This window comes from Bartonella sp. MR110HLJHH (assembly GCF_042194225.1).
In the GTDB taxonomy this organism is placed as follows: domain Bacteria; phylum Pseudomonadota; class Alphaproteobacteria; order Rhizobiales; family Rhizobiaceae; genus Bartonella; species Bartonella grahamii.
Genome location: NZ_JBHIMQ010000007.1, coordinates 69,126 through 87,213 on the forward strand (window position 1 = coordinate 69,126; position 18,088 = coordinate 87,213).

At 36.0% G+C, this 18,088-nt stretch carries 15 protein-coding genes, 1 tRNA gene and 5 pseudogenes; 8 read left to right on the forward strand and 13 right to left on the reverse strand.

Annotated elements, in window-relative coordinates:
- Positions 1-44 precede the first annotated feature (44 nt).
- Positions 45-2,558 (reverse strand): protein translocase subunit SecD, encoded by a 2,514-nt coding sequence (secD, locus tag ACFIKB_RS05565; protein WP_375652998.1) that lies wholly within the window; start codon positions 2,556-2,558, stop codon positions 45-47.
- 92 nt (positions 2,559-2,650) lie between these two features.
- Complete coding sequence (locus tag ACFIKB_RS05570) at positions 2,651-3,028, reverse strand: hypothetical protein (protein ID WP_375647411.1); 378 nt, start codon at positions 3,026-3,028, stop codon at positions 2,651-2,653.
- Positions 3,029-3,208: 180 nt separating this feature from the next.
- Here ACFIKB_RS05570 and ACFIKB_RS05575 point away from each other — a divergent pair, with 180 nt between their 5' ends.
- The 4 genes and pseudogenes from ACFIKB_RS05575 to ACFIKB_RS05590 all read left to right on the forward strand — a co-directional run bounded on the left by ACFIKB_RS05575 (position 3,209) and on the right by ACFIKB_RS05590 (position 9,112).
- On the forward strand, positions 3,209-5,584 hold the full coding sequence (locus ACFIKB_RS05575; protein WP_375652999.1) for a mechanosensitive ion channel domain-containing protein: 2,376 nt from the start codon (positions 3,209-3,211) through the stop codon (positions 5,582-5,584).
- A complete protein-coding gene (locus ACFIKB_RS05580; protein ID WP_375647414.1) occupies positions 5,578-5,850 on the forward strand; it encodes a hypothetical protein in 273 nt (90 codons plus the stop codon). Before ACFIKB_RS05575 ends, ACFIKB_RS05580 begins: the two co-directional genes overlap by 7 nt.
- A 564-nt stretch (positions 5,851-6,414) precedes the next feature.
- Positions 6,415-7,422: an outer membrane protein gene (locus ACFIKB_RS05585; protein ID WP_375653001.1), complete on the forward strand. Its 1,008-nt coding sequence runs from the start codon at positions 6,415-6,417 to the stop codon at positions 7,420-7,422.
- A gap of 670 nt (positions 7,423-8,092) precedes the next feature.
- A pseudogene (locus ACFIKB_RS05590) lies at positions 8,093-9,112 on the forward strand (tyrosine-type recombinase/integrase).
- A gap of 72 nt (positions 9,113-9,184) precedes the next feature.
- On the opposite strand, the gene ACFIKB_RS05595 reads toward ACFIKB_RS05590, so the two are convergent.
- The 6 genes and pseudogenes from ACFIKB_RS05595 to ACFIKB_RS05620 all read right to left on the reverse strand — a co-directional run bounded on the left by ACFIKB_RS05595 (position 9,185) and on the right by ACFIKB_RS05620 (position 12,671).
- Positions 9,185-9,799 carry a hypothetical protein gene (locus ACFIKB_RS05595; protein ID WP_375644684.1) on the reverse strand — a complete coding sequence of 205 codons (615 nt, stop codon included), beginning with the start codon at positions 9,797-9,799 and terminating at the stop codon, positions 9,185-9,187.
- 5 nt (positions 9,800-9,804) lie between these two features.
- Positions 9,805-10,266 (reverse strand): hypothetical protein, encoded by a 462-nt coding sequence (locus ACFIKB_RS05600; RefSeq protein ID WP_375644685.1) that lies wholly within the window; start codon positions 10,264-10,266, stop codon positions 9,805-9,807.
- Positions 10,266-11,033 carry a hypothetical protein gene (locus tag ACFIKB_RS05605; protein ID WP_375644686.1) on the reverse strand — a complete coding sequence of 256 codons (768 nt, stop codon included), beginning with the start codon at positions 11,031-11,033 and terminating at the stop codon, positions 10,266-10,268. Before ACFIKB_RS05605 ends, ACFIKB_RS05600 begins: the two co-directional genes overlap by 1 nt.
- Before the next feature lie 375 nt (positions 11,034-11,408).
- Positions 11,409-11,627, reverse strand: coding sequence for a hypothetical protein (locus ACFIKB_RS05610; protein WP_375644687.1), 219 nt, complete (start codon positions 11,625-11,627; stop codon positions 11,409-11,411).
- A gap of 131 nt (positions 11,628-11,758) precedes the next feature.
- Positions 11,759-11,985, reverse strand: a pseudogene (locus tag ACFIKB_RS05615) (hypothetical protein).
- Positions 11,982-12,671 carry a lysozyme gene (locus tag ACFIKB_RS05620; protein ID WP_375653002.1) on the reverse strand — a complete coding sequence of 230 codons (690 nt, stop codon included), beginning with the start codon at positions 12,669-12,671 and terminating at the stop codon, positions 11,982-11,984. The pseudogene ACFIKB_RS05615 and the gene ACFIKB_RS05620 overlap by 4 nt, the downstream one beginning before the upstream one ends.
- Positions 12,672-12,775: 104 nt before the next feature.
- On the opposite strand from ACFIKB_RS05620, the gene ACFIKB_RS05625 reads away from it, so the two are divergent.
- Both ACFIKB_RS05625 and ACFIKB_RS05630 read left to right on the forward strand, forming a co-directional pair.
- Positions 12,776-13,111: a type II toxin-antitoxin system RelE/ParE family toxin gene (locus ACFIKB_RS05625; RefSeq protein ID WP_372440016.1), complete on the forward strand. Its 336-nt coding sequence runs from the start codon at positions 12,776-12,778 to the stop codon at positions 13,109-13,111.
- Positions 13,092-13,412, forward strand: coding sequence for an addiction module antidote protein (locus ACFIKB_RS05630; RefSeq protein WP_012755081.1), 321 nt, complete (start codon positions 13,092-13,094; stop codon positions 13,410-13,412). Before ACFIKB_RS05625 ends, ACFIKB_RS05630 begins: the two co-directional genes overlap by 20 nt.
- Positions 13,413-13,580: 168 nt before the next feature.
- Here ACFIKB_RS05630 and ACFIKB_RS05635 read toward each other — a convergent pair.
- Positions 13,581-13,727, reverse strand: a pseudogene (locus ACFIKB_RS05635) (phage tail protein); the annotation flags it as partial.
- 56 nt (positions 13,728-13,783) lie between these two features.
- Here ACFIKB_RS05635 and ACFIKB_RS05640 point away from each other — a divergent pair.
- Both ACFIKB_RS05640 and ACFIKB_RS05645 read left to right on the forward strand, forming a co-directional pair.
- Positions 13,784-14,094, forward strand: a pseudogene (locus ACFIKB_RS05640) (YqaJ viral recombinase family protein); the annotation flags it as partial.
- A 68-nt stretch (positions 14,095-14,162) separates the two neighbouring features.
- Positions 14,163-14,369 (forward strand): annotated as a pseudogene (locus tag ACFIKB_RS05645) (helix-turn-helix transcriptional regulator).
- A 94-nt stretch (positions 14,370-14,463) separates the two neighbouring features.
- On the opposite strand, the gene ACFIKB_RS05650 reads toward ACFIKB_RS05645, so the two are convergent.
- The 4 genes from ACFIKB_RS05650 to ACFIKB_RS05665 form a co-directional block, all read right to left on the reverse strand.
- Positions 14,464-14,548 (reverse strand) — tRNA-Leu (locus ACFIKB_RS05650).
- Between the two features lie 112 nt (positions 14,549-14,660).
- The gene (locus tag ACFIKB_RS05655; protein ID WP_375636317.1) at positions 14,661-15,281 is read right to left on the reverse strand and encodes a 2,3-bisphosphoglycerate-dependent phosphoglycerate mutase; all 621 of its coding nucleotides are present in this window, start codon (positions 15,279-15,281) and stop codon (positions 14,661-14,663) included.
- Between the two features lie 28 nt (positions 15,282-15,309).
- Positions 15,310-16,122: a 4-hydroxy-tetrahydrodipicolinate reductase gene (gene dapB, locus ACFIKB_RS05660; RefSeq protein WP_375636318.1), complete on the reverse strand. Its 813-nt coding sequence runs from the start codon at positions 16,120-16,122 to the stop codon at positions 15,310-15,312.
- 1,243 nt (positions 16,123-17,365) lie between these two features.
- On the reverse strand, positions 17,366-18,058 hold the full coding sequence (locus tag ACFIKB_RS05665) for a glutathione S-transferase family protein (protein ID WP_208439566.1): 693 nt from the start codon (positions 18,056-18,058) through the stop codon (positions 17,366-17,368).
- Positions 18,059-18,088: the final 30 nt, after the last annotated feature.

Genomic DNA, 18,088 nt, shown 5'->3' on the forward strand with positions numbered 1-18,088 from the left:
ATGAGAAGAGAAGCGAAATGTATCATACGTATTAAAGGGCATTTTTATTTCACTTTGGTATTTGCACGATTATTTCGCTCACGCCACCAATTTCCTAGCAGGAGTAAAATAGGAGCAGCAATAAAGATAGAGGATGATGTTGCAATAATAATCCCAAAGACCATGGGCAATGCAAAATTATGAACAGCACTTCCACCCCATATCGCCATGGGGAGCATAGCAAGAATTGTTGTGGCTGATGTAAAAAAACAACGTACAAGAACCTGATTAATTGACAGATCAATCAGCTCGCGCAACGGCATTTTTTTATAAAGACGCATATTTTCGCGCATCCTATCATAGACGACAACTTTATCATTTATAGAATATCCAACAATTGTTAAGAGTGCAGCGATAGCCGTTAAATTAAAATCAAATTGAAATAAAGCAAAAAAGCCAATCATTTTTGTGGTGTCTAGAATGAGAGTGATAATTGCTCCAATAGCAAAGAACCATTCGAAGCGTAACCATATATAGAGAGACATGGCAATAGCCGCAAGGATAACAGCAGTAAAAGCAGCTGTGGCGAGCTCGCCTGAAATTTTGGGACCAACAACTTCTATTTGATCGAATGTGGTATCGGGATAGATATTTTGTACAGCTGTTTTGACCTTATCAATGGCGATGGTTTGTTGTGCTTCGCTACCGCTTTGTTTCTGCATGCGAATTAATACGGTGTTTTCGTTATCAATATTTTGCAAGGTAACTTCACCAATATTAAGAGTAGAAAGCTTGGAACGCAGAGTTGCTAGATCTGCTGGTGCTTTCGTGGTAATACTCATTTGGCTTCCGCCAATGAAATCAATTCCGAAGTTCAATCCAGGCTTAAAAAAGAGAAAGACTGAAGCCATTGATAAAACAATTGAGACGCCAATACCAATGAAACGTGCTTTCATAAAGTGGAAAGTTGTGTTTTCTGGCATGATGTTGAAAGCAGAGTGAATATGCAATTTTTTAATTTTCCATTTACGAACGATCCAAATCATGATGATGCGTACAATGGTGATATTTGTAAACATGGAGATGATAATACCAAGCAACATTGTTACGGCAAAACCACGAACGGGACCGGTGCCAAACCAAAATAGTAAGACAGTCGCTATAATTGCTGTAACATTGGCATCAACAATGGTTGCAAAAGCGTGTTTAAATCCACGGTCTAGGGCTGCAAAAGCACTCACACCTTTTCGACTTTCTTCACGGATACGTTCATTGATGAGAATATTAGCATCAACGGCAATACCGATGCCTAAAATAATACCAGCAATACCAGGTAGCGTAAGCGTAGCTCCCAAAAGACTCAGTGCAGCAAATGTTAAAATCGTGTGCAGAGCTAGTGCTATATTGGCAATTAATCCCCAAATGCGGTAGAGAAGAAAAATAAAAATTGCAACAAGAATAAAGCCAATTATGCCGGTGTAAAGTCCCATTTGGATGGCATCAGCACCAAGATTTGGACCTACGGTTCTCTCTTCAATGACCGTGAGTGGTGCGGGGAGGGAGCCGGCACGAAGCAGAGCAGCCAGAGTTGAGGCTTCTTTGGGGTCAAAGTTTCCTGTAATTTGACCTTGTCCATTGGGAATGACACTATTGATGGTAGGAGCGGTTAAAACCTTATTATCCAGAACAATGGCAAAAGGACGGTTAATATTTTGTCGTGTTATATCGGCAAATATTTTTGCACCAGCGGAATCTAGAGTAAATGAAATAATGGAACGCCCTGGTATTTGGGGGTCAAAACCTGCACGGGCATCTTTCAGGACATTTCCATCTAAAGCGATTTGATCATAAATTGCATAATGCTGTGTTGCATCAGTATATCCAGGAAGAATAGAAACACCTATAGGGGGATTATTGGGGTCCACATTAGAAGGAACAAGATGAAAACTCATCTTAGCGGTTGTTCCTAAAAGATCACGTAGTTGTTTTGGATCTTGTAGTCCGGGCAATTGGACCATAATACGATCATTTCCGACCTTTTGGATGGCTGGTTCTGAAACACCAACTTGATCTATACGGCGACGGATGATTTCTAAGCTTTGTTCAATAGCATTGCTTACACGGTCTTTTATACCAGCTTCCGTTAATGTGACGCGGAGAGTTTCATTTTGAGCACTGATCGTGATGTTATGTTCTGTTGTACCAAAGCTACTGTGTATGGGGGTTATTAATGTTTTCAAAGCAGAGAGTGCTTTTTCAGTTTGCGATGGATCAGAAATAAGGGCAATAATGCTATCTTCAACGATACGCACACTTGAGGTGTGGATTTGTTTTTCACGCAATACATTGCGTACACTGCCTAAAACTATGTGTAGCTGATCGCGTTTTAACGTTTTGCTATCAACCTCGAGCAGGAGAGAAGAGCCTCCTTGAAGGTCAAGACCAAGTGCTACACGGGTGTCGGGTAAGAATTTCGAGTTTTTAACTTGTTCATATGAAAATAAATTGGGCAAGGCAACATAAATGCTGCTTAAAAGAATAAAACAATAAAGGGTAGTTAACCAACCAGGTGTACGCATGATATATTCCGCTAATAGGCAATCTAACAGTTATTCAAAGTTAAAAGCACAAGTAAAATAAGATGATCGTTTTATAATTCAAGGAAGAGAATTTAAGTGTGTTCATTAGGAGGAGCGCGTTTATTTGAGAAATATTGCGTTTTAACGCTAAGAAATTGTGTATCAATAGCTGGAATCTTTATTAAAAAGAAATCCAATGTTAGGATTTTTTGAAAGGTTTTCGTAAAAATAGATTCTGTATGGAGTATTACAAGTTTTTTGTTTTCAGTTGTGGTAACATTCAACTGATCACACTTATTGTGTAAATTAAATCTATTCGTTTTAATGATATTATTGGTGTGTGATTGTTTGATTAAATAAGCACGCGTTCCTAGGTTGCTCGTCAAGAATACACCTAAACTGGATAGAAAAATCCAAGTTGTCAAAGGAAGAAAATTTTCTTTTTTGCAATAGAGGTGCAAAAAACACATACTAGAGTGCCTTCTTTAATCTTATTGAGTTCAGCTTATTTATTATCCTTTTCTCTTATTATCAGTATTATAGGATAAGGGAAAGCTTTTATAAGATTATTCTACAAAAGTTGAAAATATCTGCTTTATACCATATTAAAGAGGGGGGGATAGAATCCTTTTTGTGCGCATAAGGTAGATATGTATTCATTTTGTAGAGAAAACATCCACATACTTTTCCTTCTTTTGGGGATTACCTTTGTATTTAATTCTGGTGCATGGGGGAATAGGGGGGCACAAAATACAATTGTCGAACAAACAATAGATTCTTATTCAGTTGATGAAATTATTCAACAACAACAGTTGATTATTGAGACTCTTGAAGAAAATAGTGAAACTTTAAAAAGAGATTTTGACAGAAAGTCAGAAGATGAGCGTTCTTTAGAAGAATTGCGGTTACGTGCACAAGATATCAGTGAACGTGCTATTGAGGCAGCATTTGTTTTGCGTCTTCCTCTTAATGAGATTAATACACTTCTTGATCAATTAACGGAGATCCATCGTGACGTAAAAAAACTGAAAAGCTCAGTGAAAGAGTATTCTTACTTGATAGAGCAAAAAGCTAAAATTAACAGTATCATGCTTCGTTTTGAAGAAATTTTCTTAGCGGCAAATAGAATAGCTGAACTTTCTATTTCTCAATCTCGGGAGCTTTTTAAACGCACGCTTACGTATAGGCTTGAGTTTTCGATTCCGATGGTTAAACAGCTCGCCCAAAAAACAAAAGAGGCTTCATCAGATTTTCTTTTGTTGTTAAATTCTTGGTGGAATTTTATATTTTATTTCAAGTTGTTACAACTATTTCTTTCCTTTTTAATTCCACTTTTTATCACTTTGGGTCTTTCGTATTTTTCTCGAAAAGTTCTTGTTCATGTGTATTGCCACTTTAGGAAGTCTAATGAGGAAATATCTTATTTACAACGCTTATTGATCGCCTTTATTTCAGTTTTCTTACCTTCGCTTATATGTACTTTTTGCGTTTATCTTGTGTTGTTTTTGTTTCGTAGTTTTAACTTAGATCTAGGTAAGCTTACAACAGTTTTTGATATGATAGGTTGTCAGATTATTTTAGTATTTTTAATCAATCGCTTAGCAATTGTTCTTTTATCTTCGAATATGCTCCATGCGCGTCTTCTCAGTATTGCACCATCGTCTGCTTATCAATTAGTGATTTTACTCACTTCTTTAGCGGGTGTGTTGGCATTTGATGCTGTTCTTAATAGTATTTATCAAATTATTTCAGCGCCTCTATCTTTGACAATTGCTAAAAGTTTTATTGCTGTTTTTCTTGTAGCGATATTGCTGTTTATAATATCATTTGTACCTTTGCGATTTAGACGTAAGCGTTTTCAAGGAGAAAAAAAAGAACCATACTTTTGGCCATTTTATATACGCATTCCTCTTATTGGCTTGGGGTTACTGCTCTTTGTGTTGAATCTTTTAGGTTATGTTGGTCTTGCACGTTTTATTATGCAGCAAATTATGATTGGTGGAGCATTTTTAGTTCTCATGTATTTAGGAATACAAAGCGCTCAAGAACTTGGAACTAAAGGCCAATTTATGAAAACAACGGTTGGTCATCTTTTGATGCAGAGGTTTCATTTAGAAGAAAAAACGATGAATCAATTGGGAGTTTTTGTGAGCGTTTTTCTCAATTTATTTGTTGTTGTATTTTGTGCAATGCCAATTGCTGTACAGTTTGGATTTTCCTATTCTGATTTGAAAGCAGTATTGTGGCAATTGGTTACTGGTTTTCAGATTGGAAATATTACTCTTTCTTTGATTTCTATTGTAACAGGAATTATTTCTTTTTGTGTTTGCTGGTTTCTTATTCGCCGATTTATTGGTTGGTTAGATAGTGTGGTGTTGGTTCATGGAGAGTTCGATTCTGGTATACGTAATTCTATCAAAACAGTGATAAGTTATGGAGGCGTTGTTGTGTCTGCTTTGACGGGATTGTCAATGGCAGGTTTGGATCTTAGAAATTTCGCTCTTATTGCTGGAGGGCTTTCACTTGGTATAGGTTTTGGTTTACAGAATATTGTCCAAAACTTTGTCTCTGGACTTATTATTTTAGTTGGAAGACCATTTAAAATAGGAGACTATATAGAATCTGGATCAGTAGGTGGTGTTGTTAAGCGTATTAGTGTGCGTGCGACGGAACTTGAGACCATTCAGCGTAAGACGATTATCATTCCCAATTCAAGCCTTATTAATAACAACGTTAGTAATTGGACTAGACGTAATAAAGTAGGACGAATTGATATACCAGTTACTGTATCATCTAAGGTTGCTCCAGAGCATGTTGCTGAAATTTTGTTGGAGATTGCTTTTGCGACAGAAGGCGTTTTAAAAAATCCTACCCCGCAGGTGAGTTTTACAGCATTTGATCATAAGAGTTTTTCCTTTAATTTAGCTATTTATGTGCCTAATATTACCTCACCTTCTCATGTAACCAATGCTCTTCGATTTGTCTTATATAAGCGTTTTGCTGAGGAAGGAATCTTAGAATGCTGAAATATATTTATGCTTTGATTACAGTTATTCTGTTGAATATTTTTACCATAACAGCTTTTGCCGCAACAGTGAAGAATACAGATTTAAAGGTACAATCTCTCGTTGTTATCGAGGGAAGTATACCTTCAAAAGTTTCTTTAAATACTCATCAAACAATTACAATTTGTATGAAGGGATGTTTTATAACTTTTCCTAATAAAGACCGTTTTGCAATAAAGGCAGATGATAATATAGAAATCAGTCGGGGAAGAGCAGTTTTTAAATAAAATGATTGAGAATTTTTATTTGGAGACAAGATTTAGAAGGATAATGATATTGTCGTATTAATAATCTCATCCTTTAGAAAATGGTAGAAAAAAGGTATGATTTTAGTATAAAATGGGTGTATTTTTTAATACTATGTAGAATCTACAGTATGCATTTTGGATATAAGAATATTGAGGTATTTATAATATTTTTAATGAATATCGATTTTTTAAAAAATAGTTACATCACTTTTAGAATTTTTCTCACGAAAAAAGGTGTAAAATATACTATTTTGTGATTTTTTTTGCGTTTGTTTTGATACACAATGTTTTATATTTCATCATTTAAAAAATATAATAAGTATTTTTATTAAATATTTATTATTTGGAGTATTCATTATTCTAATATTTTAAAATTTATTTGATAATATTAAATTTTGATGTAAAGATATATTAATCTAGTGATAGATTTAAATGTAACTATAAAGGAGTACATGTGATTTTTCAGCATAAGAATTTATAAAACTTTGTTTTTCTAAATGTGATTTTTGATTATATTTAAATTTAGCAATGGGGTATAATTTTATGAATACAAAATTTATAACAGCATCTGTTTTTTCTTTAATTTCACCTTCTATAGTACAGGCTGCAGATGTGGTGGCTCATGAAGAGCCAGTACATGTTGCCTCAGAAGTTGTTGCTTCTTCACCTTTTTCTTGGGCAGGTATTTATTTCGGGGGGCAAGTGGGTGGCTTTTCAAGTAAGACTTCTGCGATAACGCGTGATGTTGATATTCCTCTCTATCCTGATGAAGAGAGTAAAAGTAAACCATGGATACCCGTCGAGAAACAGTATATGCCTGAGCTTTCTGGATTTATAGGTGGTTTTTATGCGGGTGTTAATTTTGATCTCGGTAATAATTTTATTGTGGGGATTGATACGGATATTCTTTTAACGGAAAAAAAGGATACAAAAACAAGATTTCAGGCTGATGAATCGAGTGTTGGTGGCCCTGGCACTGGTGGATCGGGTACTGAAGGATCGGGTACTGAAGGATCGGGTACTGAGGGATCGGGTACTGAGGGATCGGGTACTGAAGGAGCGGGTACTGAAGGAGCGGGTACTGAAGGAGCGGGTACTGAAGGAGCGGGTACTGAAGGAAAAAGTCGAAAAAGGGCAAAACTTGTCAGTAGACAGGGTAGAGGATTGTCTCGCTCTGTTGCAGAGGATAAAGACAGTTTAACTTTTAATCATACGTTAAAACAAAAATGGACAGGTGCTACACGGGTGCGTGTTGGGTTTTCTGCGGGGCGTGTGATGCCTTATATTGCTGGTGGTATTGCTTATGGACAGTTTCAAGATATTTTGTCGACAGTAATTACGGGAGGTGAGCCCTTTAATAGGACATCGGATGCAACAAAAACGATGATTGGTTATACTCTCGGCGGTGGTGTTGATTTTGCAATGACAGATCATCTTGTTGTGCGTGCGGAATATCGTTACTCAGATTTTGGTAAAAAGAAATTTAAAGACGAGATTGAAGTTAAGTATAAGACGAATGATTTTCGCGCAGGAATAGCTTACAAATTCTAGTTGTGTAGGATAAAGGAGCTTAAATTTAAGAGGTCCTATCTCTTTGATAGGGCCTTTATTTTTTTTTATGTTATGCATTGTAAATGCTATTTTATGGTGAAGAAAGGGTCTTTGATTTTGAGTGATGATGAGGAGATACGAAAGAATTATTAAAATTCTTAATTGTTAAAAATGAAAATTCTTTGGTTCACAAGGTATAGTTAAAATATTTATTTGCAAAGAAGGAATGATTCGTTTTTTGTATTATTACGATTATCACATGATAATATCGTTATAGCGTTAAAAAAGTAAACTTAAAGATTATTTTTCTATCTAAACAATTAGAAGATAAAGAAAATTCACATAGAGTGATGCGGATGGTGTGCACGTTTATGCACCAATTTTTTCCCTTAGAATTCTCTACAATATCACCTGATAGCGCGGTTTATCTTTTTTCTATTTAATAACTAATTGTTTTTATTTTATTTATTAAATTTTCTTTTTATATAATCTTGGTATCAGATGAAAGTGCTCCAAGCGCGATTCAAAAGGTGGCTTTTAAAAGGTGGTTCGAAAAATAAGAACATGTGATAGACTATTAGTCTTATCTGTAAAAAATCTATCTAAAGGCAAATATGCTGACAGAGCTGGTTTATGGCTTATAAAAATTGCATCAGATCAAGGATGATGGATTTTTAGGTTTGACCTCAATAAAAGACGACGAGAAACGGGATTAGGCTTTTGTAGCAATGTATCTTTAAAAGAAGCACGGTTCAAGGCTTCAGCTTGTTATGACTTTTGGGATCAAGGAATTGACCCAATTCACCAAAAACAAAAGAAAATTTGCGTCGGGCAAGGGGGTGTTTCTTTACGAGAAATTGCCTCCAGTGCTTTTGAAGCGAAAAAAAACGAATTGAAAAATGAAGAAAAAGCAGCAAGGTAGTTAACATCTCTTGAGTTATATGTTTTTCCTAAATTTGGTGATATGCCAATCACTGAACTGACGCAAGTCGATATAAAAGGATGCATTTCTCCTATTTGGAAGACAAAAAATGAAATAGAAAGTAAAGCTCTATCCCGCGTGAATATAGCTATAAAACATGCGGTGGCACTTAGTATAGATGTGGATATGCAATTGATACCAAAAGCAAAAGCTTTATTAGGAAAGTTTATTCAAAATACCCAAAATATTCCAGCAATGCCATGGAAAGAAGTACCTAAGTTTTTTCAATCTTTAAATGATGAGCTTGTATCAAATCTAGCCTTAAAACTTCTTATTTTGACGGGTGTTCGTTCTATGCCAATCAGGCATATTCGGTCAGAAGAAATTTATGGATCAATATGAATTATTCCAAAAGAAAATATGAAGGGGATTGTTGGAAAGGTTTCTGATTTTCGTGTGCTGCTTACAACTGAAGCGCTTGCTGTTATTGAAACAGCAAAAAAAAATAGAAAAAATGGTTTTTTATTTGCTGGGAGTTCTGGAAAGCCTATATCTGATATAACACTTTCTAAATTTATGAAAGACAAAGGTTTTGATTATAGACCTCATGGTGTTTGTTCAAGCTTACGGGGCTGGATAGCAGAAACAACGTCAACACCGTTTGAGATTGCAGAATCTGTTCTTGCGCATTCAGTTGGGAATTCAGTGACGAAAGCCTATATGCGAACAGACTTTTTAGCGCAACGGCGTGTTCTTTTAGAGCAGTAGGCTAGCTTTATATCGGGAGTGGTTTGACAAAATATTCAAAATCATTAAATCAGAAATATAATCGCTATTGCTTTATCGTAATGGCAATCCTAAAGCTTCAAAGAGTCGTTGATATCTTTTTTCAGTATCAGCTATGAGTTTATCAAATGAAATCACTTCTATATAGGACTCGTATCTTTTGTGATAACCAAAATATCCCATATGATCACCCGCTTCTGTTAAATCCCAACGTTTGCAACACTCTTGTATTTTTTCAGTTAGATCACAGATGACATAACAGTAACCAGGAACTTTTCCGTTCAAATTTATTGGACGCCCCTTTGGGGTACGTACTTCACCTTCACGAATTTTTTCTAAATAAGTAAAGACCTGCTCAATAGGATCTTTGTCGGTACCAGATTCTGCATCATTTCTCATTGGACGCTTTATTTCCACTATAGTAAGAGACGCCAAAGTAGGAGATGTTGAATTCTCTTTATTGTCTGATACTAATAGAGGAGTACAATAGGTAGAATTGTCATATACTTCTAAACTACATATATCAGGTCTTTCCTTATCCGTAGACCCTGTAAAAGGGACTCTATTTAATGGAAGATCAGAAGCTAAATAATCATGAAATGCTAATTTTTCATCAATCAACCATAAATTACAATTATTCATAGCAACAGAGTCAGAATCGCACTTCATGGGCACTATGAGTTGATGAATAACATTTCTTTAACATATCTTTCTTTGCCATCATCTGTAGAAAGAGAATTTAAAGATTCTTTCAAAAGCTCTATAATAGTCTTTCTATGGCATAAGTAATTAGCCAAATCGGACTTTTTAAGATCACCGACAGCGTTTACATATTTATTAATTCTTGCAGCGTACCGCTCTGGATTTTCTTCTTGTTGAACTGCTAAAACATTATGACCTTCTTCTAAAATTTCATTTTCTACTCTAGCAAGACATTCATGCAAATGTAGTTCCAATTTTTTATCATTTATTTTAGGTGAAATCATATAGTCATTGTCAGTCAAATAGTTTAGGAGTGGACGATAGCGTGGTACTTTATGTGTGAACTTTTCAACTATCTCCTTACTGTTTTGAATGTTTTGCTTTAATTCTACAGCTAAATATTTTTGAATTCTTTCATAAATGGCTTGTCGCATTATCGGAAATGATATTTTTTTCCTTCAAATAAATCTTCTTGTTTATCTTCAACATTTTCTTCAATATCAAAGCCTATTCTTTCAGAACGTACTCTTTCATCTAAAAAAAGAGAGCTTACATAACAAGAGTAGATAAATTCACCTATATCATCTTGCAGTTTTGATTGCATACCCGGAATTTTCTCAGATAACTTTTCTTTTGTAATAGCTCTATTGCCTGCACAAAAACATAAAGCCTGATTTTCTAAAGGTAAGGATCTAAATTTAATATGCATAATAGAAAAATTATAATTTTCTATTTTTATTTTTTCATTTAAAACGGCTCCATGCATGCATTGTTCATATAGATCATTCAATAATATCTTTTCTGTGTCATCTTCAATAGTTATGAAAGGGAAACCACCAATCCTTGCAAAATACCAGAGACAATGTTCTAAGAGTGCTTTTGCGATAGATTGTAGTTTTTTAGGAATACGATTTTTATATTTTTGGTTTAGACCTGTTAACTCAACAATAGTTTCTCTCTTCGTACAATTATCTTGAAATTCGTCTAATTCTTTTATACCTGCAACAGCATCAAATAAAAATGTGCGCCCTTTTAATCCTCTATCTGTTTCATAAATACTCCTGATTTTTATATTATCAAAAGCTTTAAGCCATAAAAGTCGTCCTATACCATGGCAACCTTTATCTCTTTTATGATCTGAGTCTAAAGTTTCAAATGATTGAAAATTATGATCATTAAAGCCTGTACCATTGTCGATCACTTTAAAACCTACAATTTCTGTCTCATTTAGTTTTTCTGTATCTTTGTCAAGTGGTAGTAAAGGTCAGATCGTATGATTGAAATTATAATGTGACTTGAGGAAAAATCATTTCCTATTTCTTCAATGGAATGAATAGAATTTACAACTGCTTCAAAAAGAGGCAGTAGAGCATGATTTTCTGGTAAAGATGTATTTCTTACGCGGCCACTTAAATTTGTTTTCATTATCCATCCTGATCTATAAAAGACAAGAAATTGTGTTGTTTTACGGAGATTTGACTTCCTCTTCATTCTTAAAGGATTAAAATTTCGAAACTGTTCATATCAAATATAGTTTATTAGAAGCTTTAAATTCATGAAATAATTAATTCAAAGATTAATTATTTGAAATCCACTGTTTTAAATGTGCGAAGATATTGTCTATCGCATCCATAAGGCGTGCAAAATCAAGGACCAACAAAAAGATAAAAAACGCTATCCATTTCATCAAGCGAGACATCATTTTCACACTTTTGTAGGTCATGATGATTTCTTGAAGTATTTCTTTTTCTGCTTCTGTAAGCTCTATATCGTCTTGTGTTTTTTTTCTAGCCATGTTTCCACCCACACACGCGTTCACCTAGATTATTGTGCTTTAAGATTTCTCTTGCTAAGTTTGAACTGATGGCGTTCAGATCTTGCCGGCTTAAATAAATTGGCAACCAGCCAACATAAGAAGAAACATATTTATTTGTCGCGCAACCAGTCAGAGAGAGCAGCACGCACATCAGCATCACTTTTTTGATTAACTTCACTTTCCACCTCCAGACGTGTTGTGGCTGCTTTTAAAGCTTTTTCCGTTTGCTTTTGCTGTTCACTCTTTTTACCAAGGGTAAAAGCTCTTGCTAAAATCATAAAAAAAGCGGCTAAAGCCGCGCCTGTTAGCATCAGATTTCTTTTATCCATAAGATCATAGACGGTGCTCCTGAAAGCGTTTAGCAACAAAGAAAATACCAGCACATGCGGCTAAAACCATGATGGTTGCCAAAGCCCATTGGATTGGTCCATTGCCTGCTAACAAGCCGCCAAGACCTGAAAAAGAGCCAATAATCGGTGCAAGAGCTTCTGCTTTGAAAACCCCCGTTGGTGCTTGCGTTTCTACTGTTTGATGATTGGAGGAAACATAAGCCCCTTTAGCCCATAAGCCTGTTTCTGCCGCACGCCGGTGTGCTAGATCTTCAAGACGCTTTCCGCCTGCTTTGGTCCATTTCTGTAGTTCTGCAGGGACAGCTTCATATTCACCTTGATTGAGCTTTTTTAACAGTGTCGAGTTACAAAAGGCTGTTGTTCCTACATTATAGCAAAATGACACTAACGCCGCGAATTGTTCATCTGTTAATGAAACTGTAACAGCGCGTTCAACGACATTTTCAAATTGTCTTAAGTCTTGGCAAAGAAGTTCTTCTGCTTGCTTTTCAGTGATTGTCATGCCTTCGTAAATAAAAGGTTTTCCAGCACTGTTTGTATGTCCATAACCGATTGTCCACACCCCAATGGCATCTTTATAGGCGTTCAAACGCAAACCTTCCCATTGTTTGATAAGTGCTAGTCCTTCTGATGATATTTTCGCATATGCTTCTTCATAAAAAAAGCTTCGCAAAAAGCAGAGCTGGATTAAAAAATTGACATCTTTCTCATTCGAAAGGATGGCTTGTTAAAACCTATGTAGCTTTTTCACTGGAACAAAATAATGTATTTGACAGTATTTATTCTGTATCTGATAAGACACAACTATTTACAGTGTACAAAACAAAATACTTTATGAAATTGCTAGATTATTTAAAAGATGAGATTGCGCAAGCACATGTTGTTACATGGATTGCAAGAATAGAAACAGGATTTCTTGGTAACGCAAAATTCTTTCGTGGAATTGGAGAATTAAAAATAAATCGCGGACTAGGCTATCGTGTTTATTTTTTCAAACAAGGAAAAGAGATTATTTTGTTACTTAATGGCGGCGATAAATCTACTCAGCAAAAAGATATTGAAAAAGCTCTTCAATTAGTAAAGGAAATAAAAAATGGAAATCACCAAGTTTGATACAAGGGAATATTTCAAAACGCCTGAGACTCAGAAAATTCTTTTACAAGATGCTCTTGAAAGCAAGGATAGCAAGTATCTTGCGCATGCTCTTGGCATAATAGTGAAAAATCAAGGAATGAGTAAAATCGCTCAAAATACAGGGTTATCAAGAGAGTCTCTTTATCGTTCTTTAAGCGACAAGGGTGACCCACGACTTTCTACTTTTCTCAGTGTTTTGAGTGCTTTAAATTTGCAGATTAGCTTAACGTCTATCCAAAATAATTGTAAGGAACAAGCGGCTTTAGAAGAAGCAGCTTGATCTGCTTCCCACTTTTAAAGATGGGGGAAGGAAGGTACTTAAGCAACCTTTTTAATGAGGGGCTCTACATCTGGTTTATAACCTATCATGTATCCTCTTTATCCATATGGATGACGTTTTCACTCACGTCACTCATGTAGTTTTTTTGATATTGCGGTCGACAGCCTATAGATGCCCGCGCAAAATGGCGTCATTGATCATATCCTCGGTTCTCACCACCGATAAGAAAGCAAATTTTATATCGCCTGAAAGAGTGCGATTGCCCCAAAGACGATAACCGTTTTCGCGGATAATTGTTGTGATGGTTTGTTCATTGTTGGAACTGCGCGTCCAATTGATTTTTCCATCACGATTCACCTTTACAAAAGGAGCTTATTGGAGAAGACGGTTTAATTGAAGTCAAATGTCCACAATCAACGACCCATCTTCGTTTTTTGTGTATGACGAAATCAAGCCTGAATATCACGCGCAGATGCAATTCCAAATGGTATGCACAGGACGCAAATGGTGTGATTTCATTAGCTATAATCCAAACTTTGTAGGTAAATCTACTGGTTTGAGAATGAAAATCAAACGCATCCTCCGTGATGAGAAACACATTGAAGAGATCAATAAAACTGTTGAAACCTTCTTAGCGGAAATAGAACAAGAGATGCAAAAGATTTTAACAAAAGCTGCTTAAACCTATGGGGGTTCTTCCCCCAACACCCCCGCCCATTTGTATAACATAAAAAAGAGAAAGGTAATGAGATGATATTTGATGATGGAGATAGATATGTAACAACCCGTGAATGTGCAAAGCTTTTTAGTGTATCCACAACCACGATTTGTAATTGGGTACTTCAAAGGGGTATTTCCAGAACTATATAAGCTAGGTAGAGCAGTGAGGTGGACGAAAGAAAGAAGATCTTAACCGTCACTCCAAAGAAAAATAAGGAGCAAATAGGAGTAAATTAGGTAAAGTTGTATAAACCGTAGAAGGCGGTTCAAAAGGTGGTCTTAAAATGGTTATTTAAAAAATCTATGTATTTCAATACATTAAATATGAAAATGGTGCCCAAAAGAGGACTCGAACCTCCACGCCTTGCGGCACAGGTACCTGAAACCTGCGCGTCTACCAATTCCGCCATCTGGGCTCATAAAATTGATCTAAGCGTATGAAGCAATTCTGTCAATGAAATTATAGAATTTATTTTTTTGCTTAAAACGATTGAATTAAATTTTTTGGGAGATCATGATTTTAGAAGTTTAAGGTGTGAGAACTGTCTTTGATAAAATTGTTGAATCCGGATTAAATGTATAAATAATAGGAATGCCGGTCGCTAATTCTTGAGATATAATTTCCTCACCGGAGAGACCTTCAAGCGCCATAATAAGAGCACGAAGAGAGTTTCCATGCGCTGCGATCAAAACAGTTTGGGAGCGCAAAATATGAGGCTGGATATGGTAAAGATAATAAGGCCAGATGCGCGCACCGGTGTCGCGTAGGCTTTCTCCATTCGGAGGCGCAATCGTATAAGAGCGGCGCCACATTTGCACTTGCTCTTGCCCCCATTGTTGGCGTACTTCATCTTTATTTAAACCAGAAAGATCACCATAATTACGTTCATTTAATGCGGGATTTTTTATCACTTCTAAATCTGATTGTCCCATTTGCTCTAAAATGTACTGAGCCGTTTTTTGAGCACGCTGTAAGGCAGATGTATAAGCGATATCAAACTTCAAACCATATTCTTTCAGTTTTTTTCCTGCTGCTATCGCTTCTGCATGACCTTTTTCTGTTAAATCGGGATCTTTCCAACCGGTAAAAAGGTTTTTGAGATTCCATTCACTTTGTCCATGACGAATTAGTACAAGTATGCGTTCCATTATGAATTGCCTCTATTCTATTGATTGTTTAAAATTCATCGTTCAATCCCAAAACATCGAGCATGGAATAAAGACCGTTTTCATGATTTTTTGCCCACAAAGCTGCTTTTAATGCGCCATTGGCAAAGATAGAGCGTTCTTGCGCTGTATGTGAAAGAATAATGCGCTCATGGGAACCGGCAAAAATGACACTGTGTTCTCCAACAACTGTTCCACCACGTGAACAAGAAAAGCCAATGGAGCCTTTTTCGCGTTTACCTATATGACCATTGCGTTCGTTGACACGCACATTTTTAAGCATAACATTGCGCCCTTCAGCTGCTGCTTGGCCAAGAAGAAGGGCTGTTCCAGAAGGGGCGTCAACTTTGTTCGCGTGATGCATTTCATAAACTTCGATATCAAAATCATCGGCGCCTAATGCTTTAGCGGCTTTCTTTACAAGGTTGGCCAAAAGATTTATTCCAAGGCTCATATTTCCGGATTTGACAATTGTTGTATATTTCGCAAAATCTGCAATTTTTTCTTCTTCTGTTTTGCTAAATCCTGTGGTGCCAATAATATGGACAAGACTTTTTTGAGCAGCGTAGTTAGCATAAAGAATACTGGCTTCTGGTTGAGAAAAATCTAAAATACCTTCTGTGTTAGAAAAGGCATTTTCAGGATCGTCAGTAATGCCAATTCCAAGAAAATCTGAACCAATTAAGGCACTGGCATCTTTTCCTACAAACGGTGAGCCTTTGCGTACAAGGACAGCACAAAGCTCTACATCTCTCCTTTGTTGGATTGCTGTAATGAGTTCACGTCCCATTCTTCCATTTGCACCAACAACTGTAAGGCGCATTCTTATCTCCTTATGACATTTCACTGTGCAGTATAGGCAAATTCTTGCCTTCTTTCCAATAGTTCTTTTTCTTTATAGGAAAAAATTTTTCCTGCTTTAATTTATCTTCTTGTGCTGTAAAACACTGTTGTTTAGAGAAAGTAATATAAGATCTACAAATTTAAATAGAGATGTTTTTCGTTAGAGTGTGTGATGAATATTCCTAAATAAGGTTTGCTTATGAAACCTAATGAAGATTGTGTATTATTTCACGTTTTTGTTTCTTTCGTTCTTTAAGGGGAGGGGCGTTCTTCATGCAAAACAAGATCTCCCAAACAAATACACTTATGTTGTCAATTCATGCGCTTGTCTTAAAAAATATTTCTCAATACTTCTAAACTTATTTTATGATAGTGCTCGTGAGTGGTATCACGAGAGAGTATCCATGAATAATATAAAATCTATTCTGCGCCACTATCTTTATGCTTCATAAAAGAGAAAATTAGCACTACCGTACGTTTTGTTAGCCTTTAATGTTTTAACAATCCTTGGCACTTAGGCATTTCCATTCTTTTCTTTAATATTTTTTCACGAACCAATTCCATGTGTGACGCATAAGCAAGCGATTTTGATTGTTTCAAATTTGATGAAGGTAATGAGAAAAAGGTATTTGGAATTGATGATTCAAGTTAAAAAAAACGATTATTTATCGTTGTACATCAATAGGTTACACATAAATAAAATCACGTAAAAGAGGTGTAGAAATAAGGGGACAACAAGAAGTTGGATTGTTTACACACGAGAGTTTGTCGGATTCTTTATCTTTTAGGAAAGTCAGTTGAAAAAATTGTTGTGTTGTAAAAACGCATGATGAGGCTTTGTTTATTATAGAGCAAAGAGTATATATGTTATGCAATGCGTTTTTTCATATATTGGGGAGAATGGAGGATAACATGCGTTAAGTATTGTTATTTCATTTTCCTAGCTTCCAGTGATGCTACAGCTCTTATATTTAAAGAGAGTCTTTAAAATCCTTTCTTATTATTCCTATGCTAATCTTTTTTGTGACACGTCAAGAAAGTGATTTTTTCATGCATTATAAGGGGGGATAAAATAAGAAAATATTATGGGGGGCTTATTCTCTGTTTAATATGATTCTAAATCAATGTATTATCGTATTGTTTATACGCATGCATAAAAATTCATAAGCCTATAAATATCCTTTAGATAAAATATCGTTTTTACTTTTGTTTGTGGGAGAAGGCTAGAAATCAAGATCTGCATAGTGAGCACTTGCAACAATTCCGCGGACGCGATCTGTTAAAAGAGAACGAAAAGAAGGGCGTGATTTAATTCTCATATACCAGTCTTTGGCAGCAGGAGATTGTTCCCAGTCAATTTCCCCTAGAAAGTCAAGTACAGAAATAGAGGCTGCTGCTGCTAGGTCTGCATAGGACAAGGCAGAACCGACTAAGCTATCGCGAGAGGCACAGAGCCAGTTGAGATAGTTCATATGTGGTAAAATATTGGCACGTGCATTGCGTAAAATTTGTGAATTAGGAGCACCACCACCAATGGCAAGTGGCATTTCACGTTTATGGATTCGTTCTCGTACGATATGGCGCGTTGCTTCATTTTCGAATTTATTTAAGAACCAGTCATTGAGACGGCGTACTTCCGCACGATCTAAAGGATTTTCCGGAAAGAGCTTATTGTCTTGTCGTAAACTTCCATGTGTTTCGTCTAAATATTCGCAGATAACAAGAGGACCTGATAATGGAACCTCGTGTTCATCGAGAAAAACAGGAACATGACCAGCGGGATTGAGGGCTAGAAATTCGTGTCTTCTTGCCCATTCATATTCTTCAATCAGTTGAGTGGTTACACCATATTCCCCAAGAATGAGGCGTATGAAGCGCGAGGCAGCGGATAGGGGAGAGTGAAAAAGTGTCAGCATAATTTACACTATCAAATAGAGTTGATGAGA

Coding starts and splice junctions, on each gene's coding strand:
- ACFIKB_RS05585 (WP_375653001.1), top strand. CDS start 6,415: ATGAATACAAAATTTATAACAGCATCTGTTTTTTCTTTAATTTCACCT.
- dapB (WP_375636318.1), bottom strand. CDS start 16,122: ATGCGCCTTACAGTTGTTGGTGCAAATGGAAGAATGGGACGTGAACTC.
- secD (WP_375652998.1), bottom strand. CDS start 2,558: ATGCGTACACCTGGTTGGTTAACTACCCTTTATTGTTTTATTCTTTTA.
- ACFIKB_RS05655 (WP_375636317.1), bottom strand. CDS start 15,281: ATGGAACGCATACTTGTACTAATTCGTCATGGACAAAGTGAATGGAAT.
- ACFIKB_RS05580 (WP_375647414.1), top strand. CDS start 5,578: ATGCTGAAATATATTTATGCTTTGATTACAGTTATTCTGTTGAATATT.
- ACFIKB_RS05575 (WP_375652999.1), top strand. CDS start 3,209: ATGTATTCATTTTGTAGAGAAAACATCCACATACTTTTCCTTCTTTTG.
- ACFIKB_RS05630 (WP_012755081.1), top strand. CDS start 13,092: ATGGAAATCACCAAGTTTGATACAAGGGAATATTTCAAAACGCCTGAG.
- ACFIKB_RS05610 (WP_375644687.1), bottom strand. CDS start 11,627: ATGGCTAGAAAAAAAACACAAGACGATATAGAGCTTACAGAAGCAGAA.
- ACFIKB_RS05665 (WP_208439566.1), bottom strand. CDS start 18,058: ATGCTGACACTTTTTCACTCTCCCCTATCCGCTGCCTCGCGCTTCATA.
- ACFIKB_RS05600 (WP_375644685.1), bottom strand. CDS start 10,266: ATGCGACAAGCCATTTATGAAAGAATTCAAAAATATTTAGCTGTAGAA.
- ACFIKB_RS05595 (WP_375644684.1), bottom strand. CDS start 9,799: ATGAAGTGCGATTCTGACTCTGTTGCTATGAATAATTGTAATTTATGG.
- ACFIKB_RS05570 (WP_375647411.1), bottom strand. CDS start 3,028: ATGTGTTTTTTGCACCTCTATTGCAAAAAAGAAAATTTTCTTCCTTTG.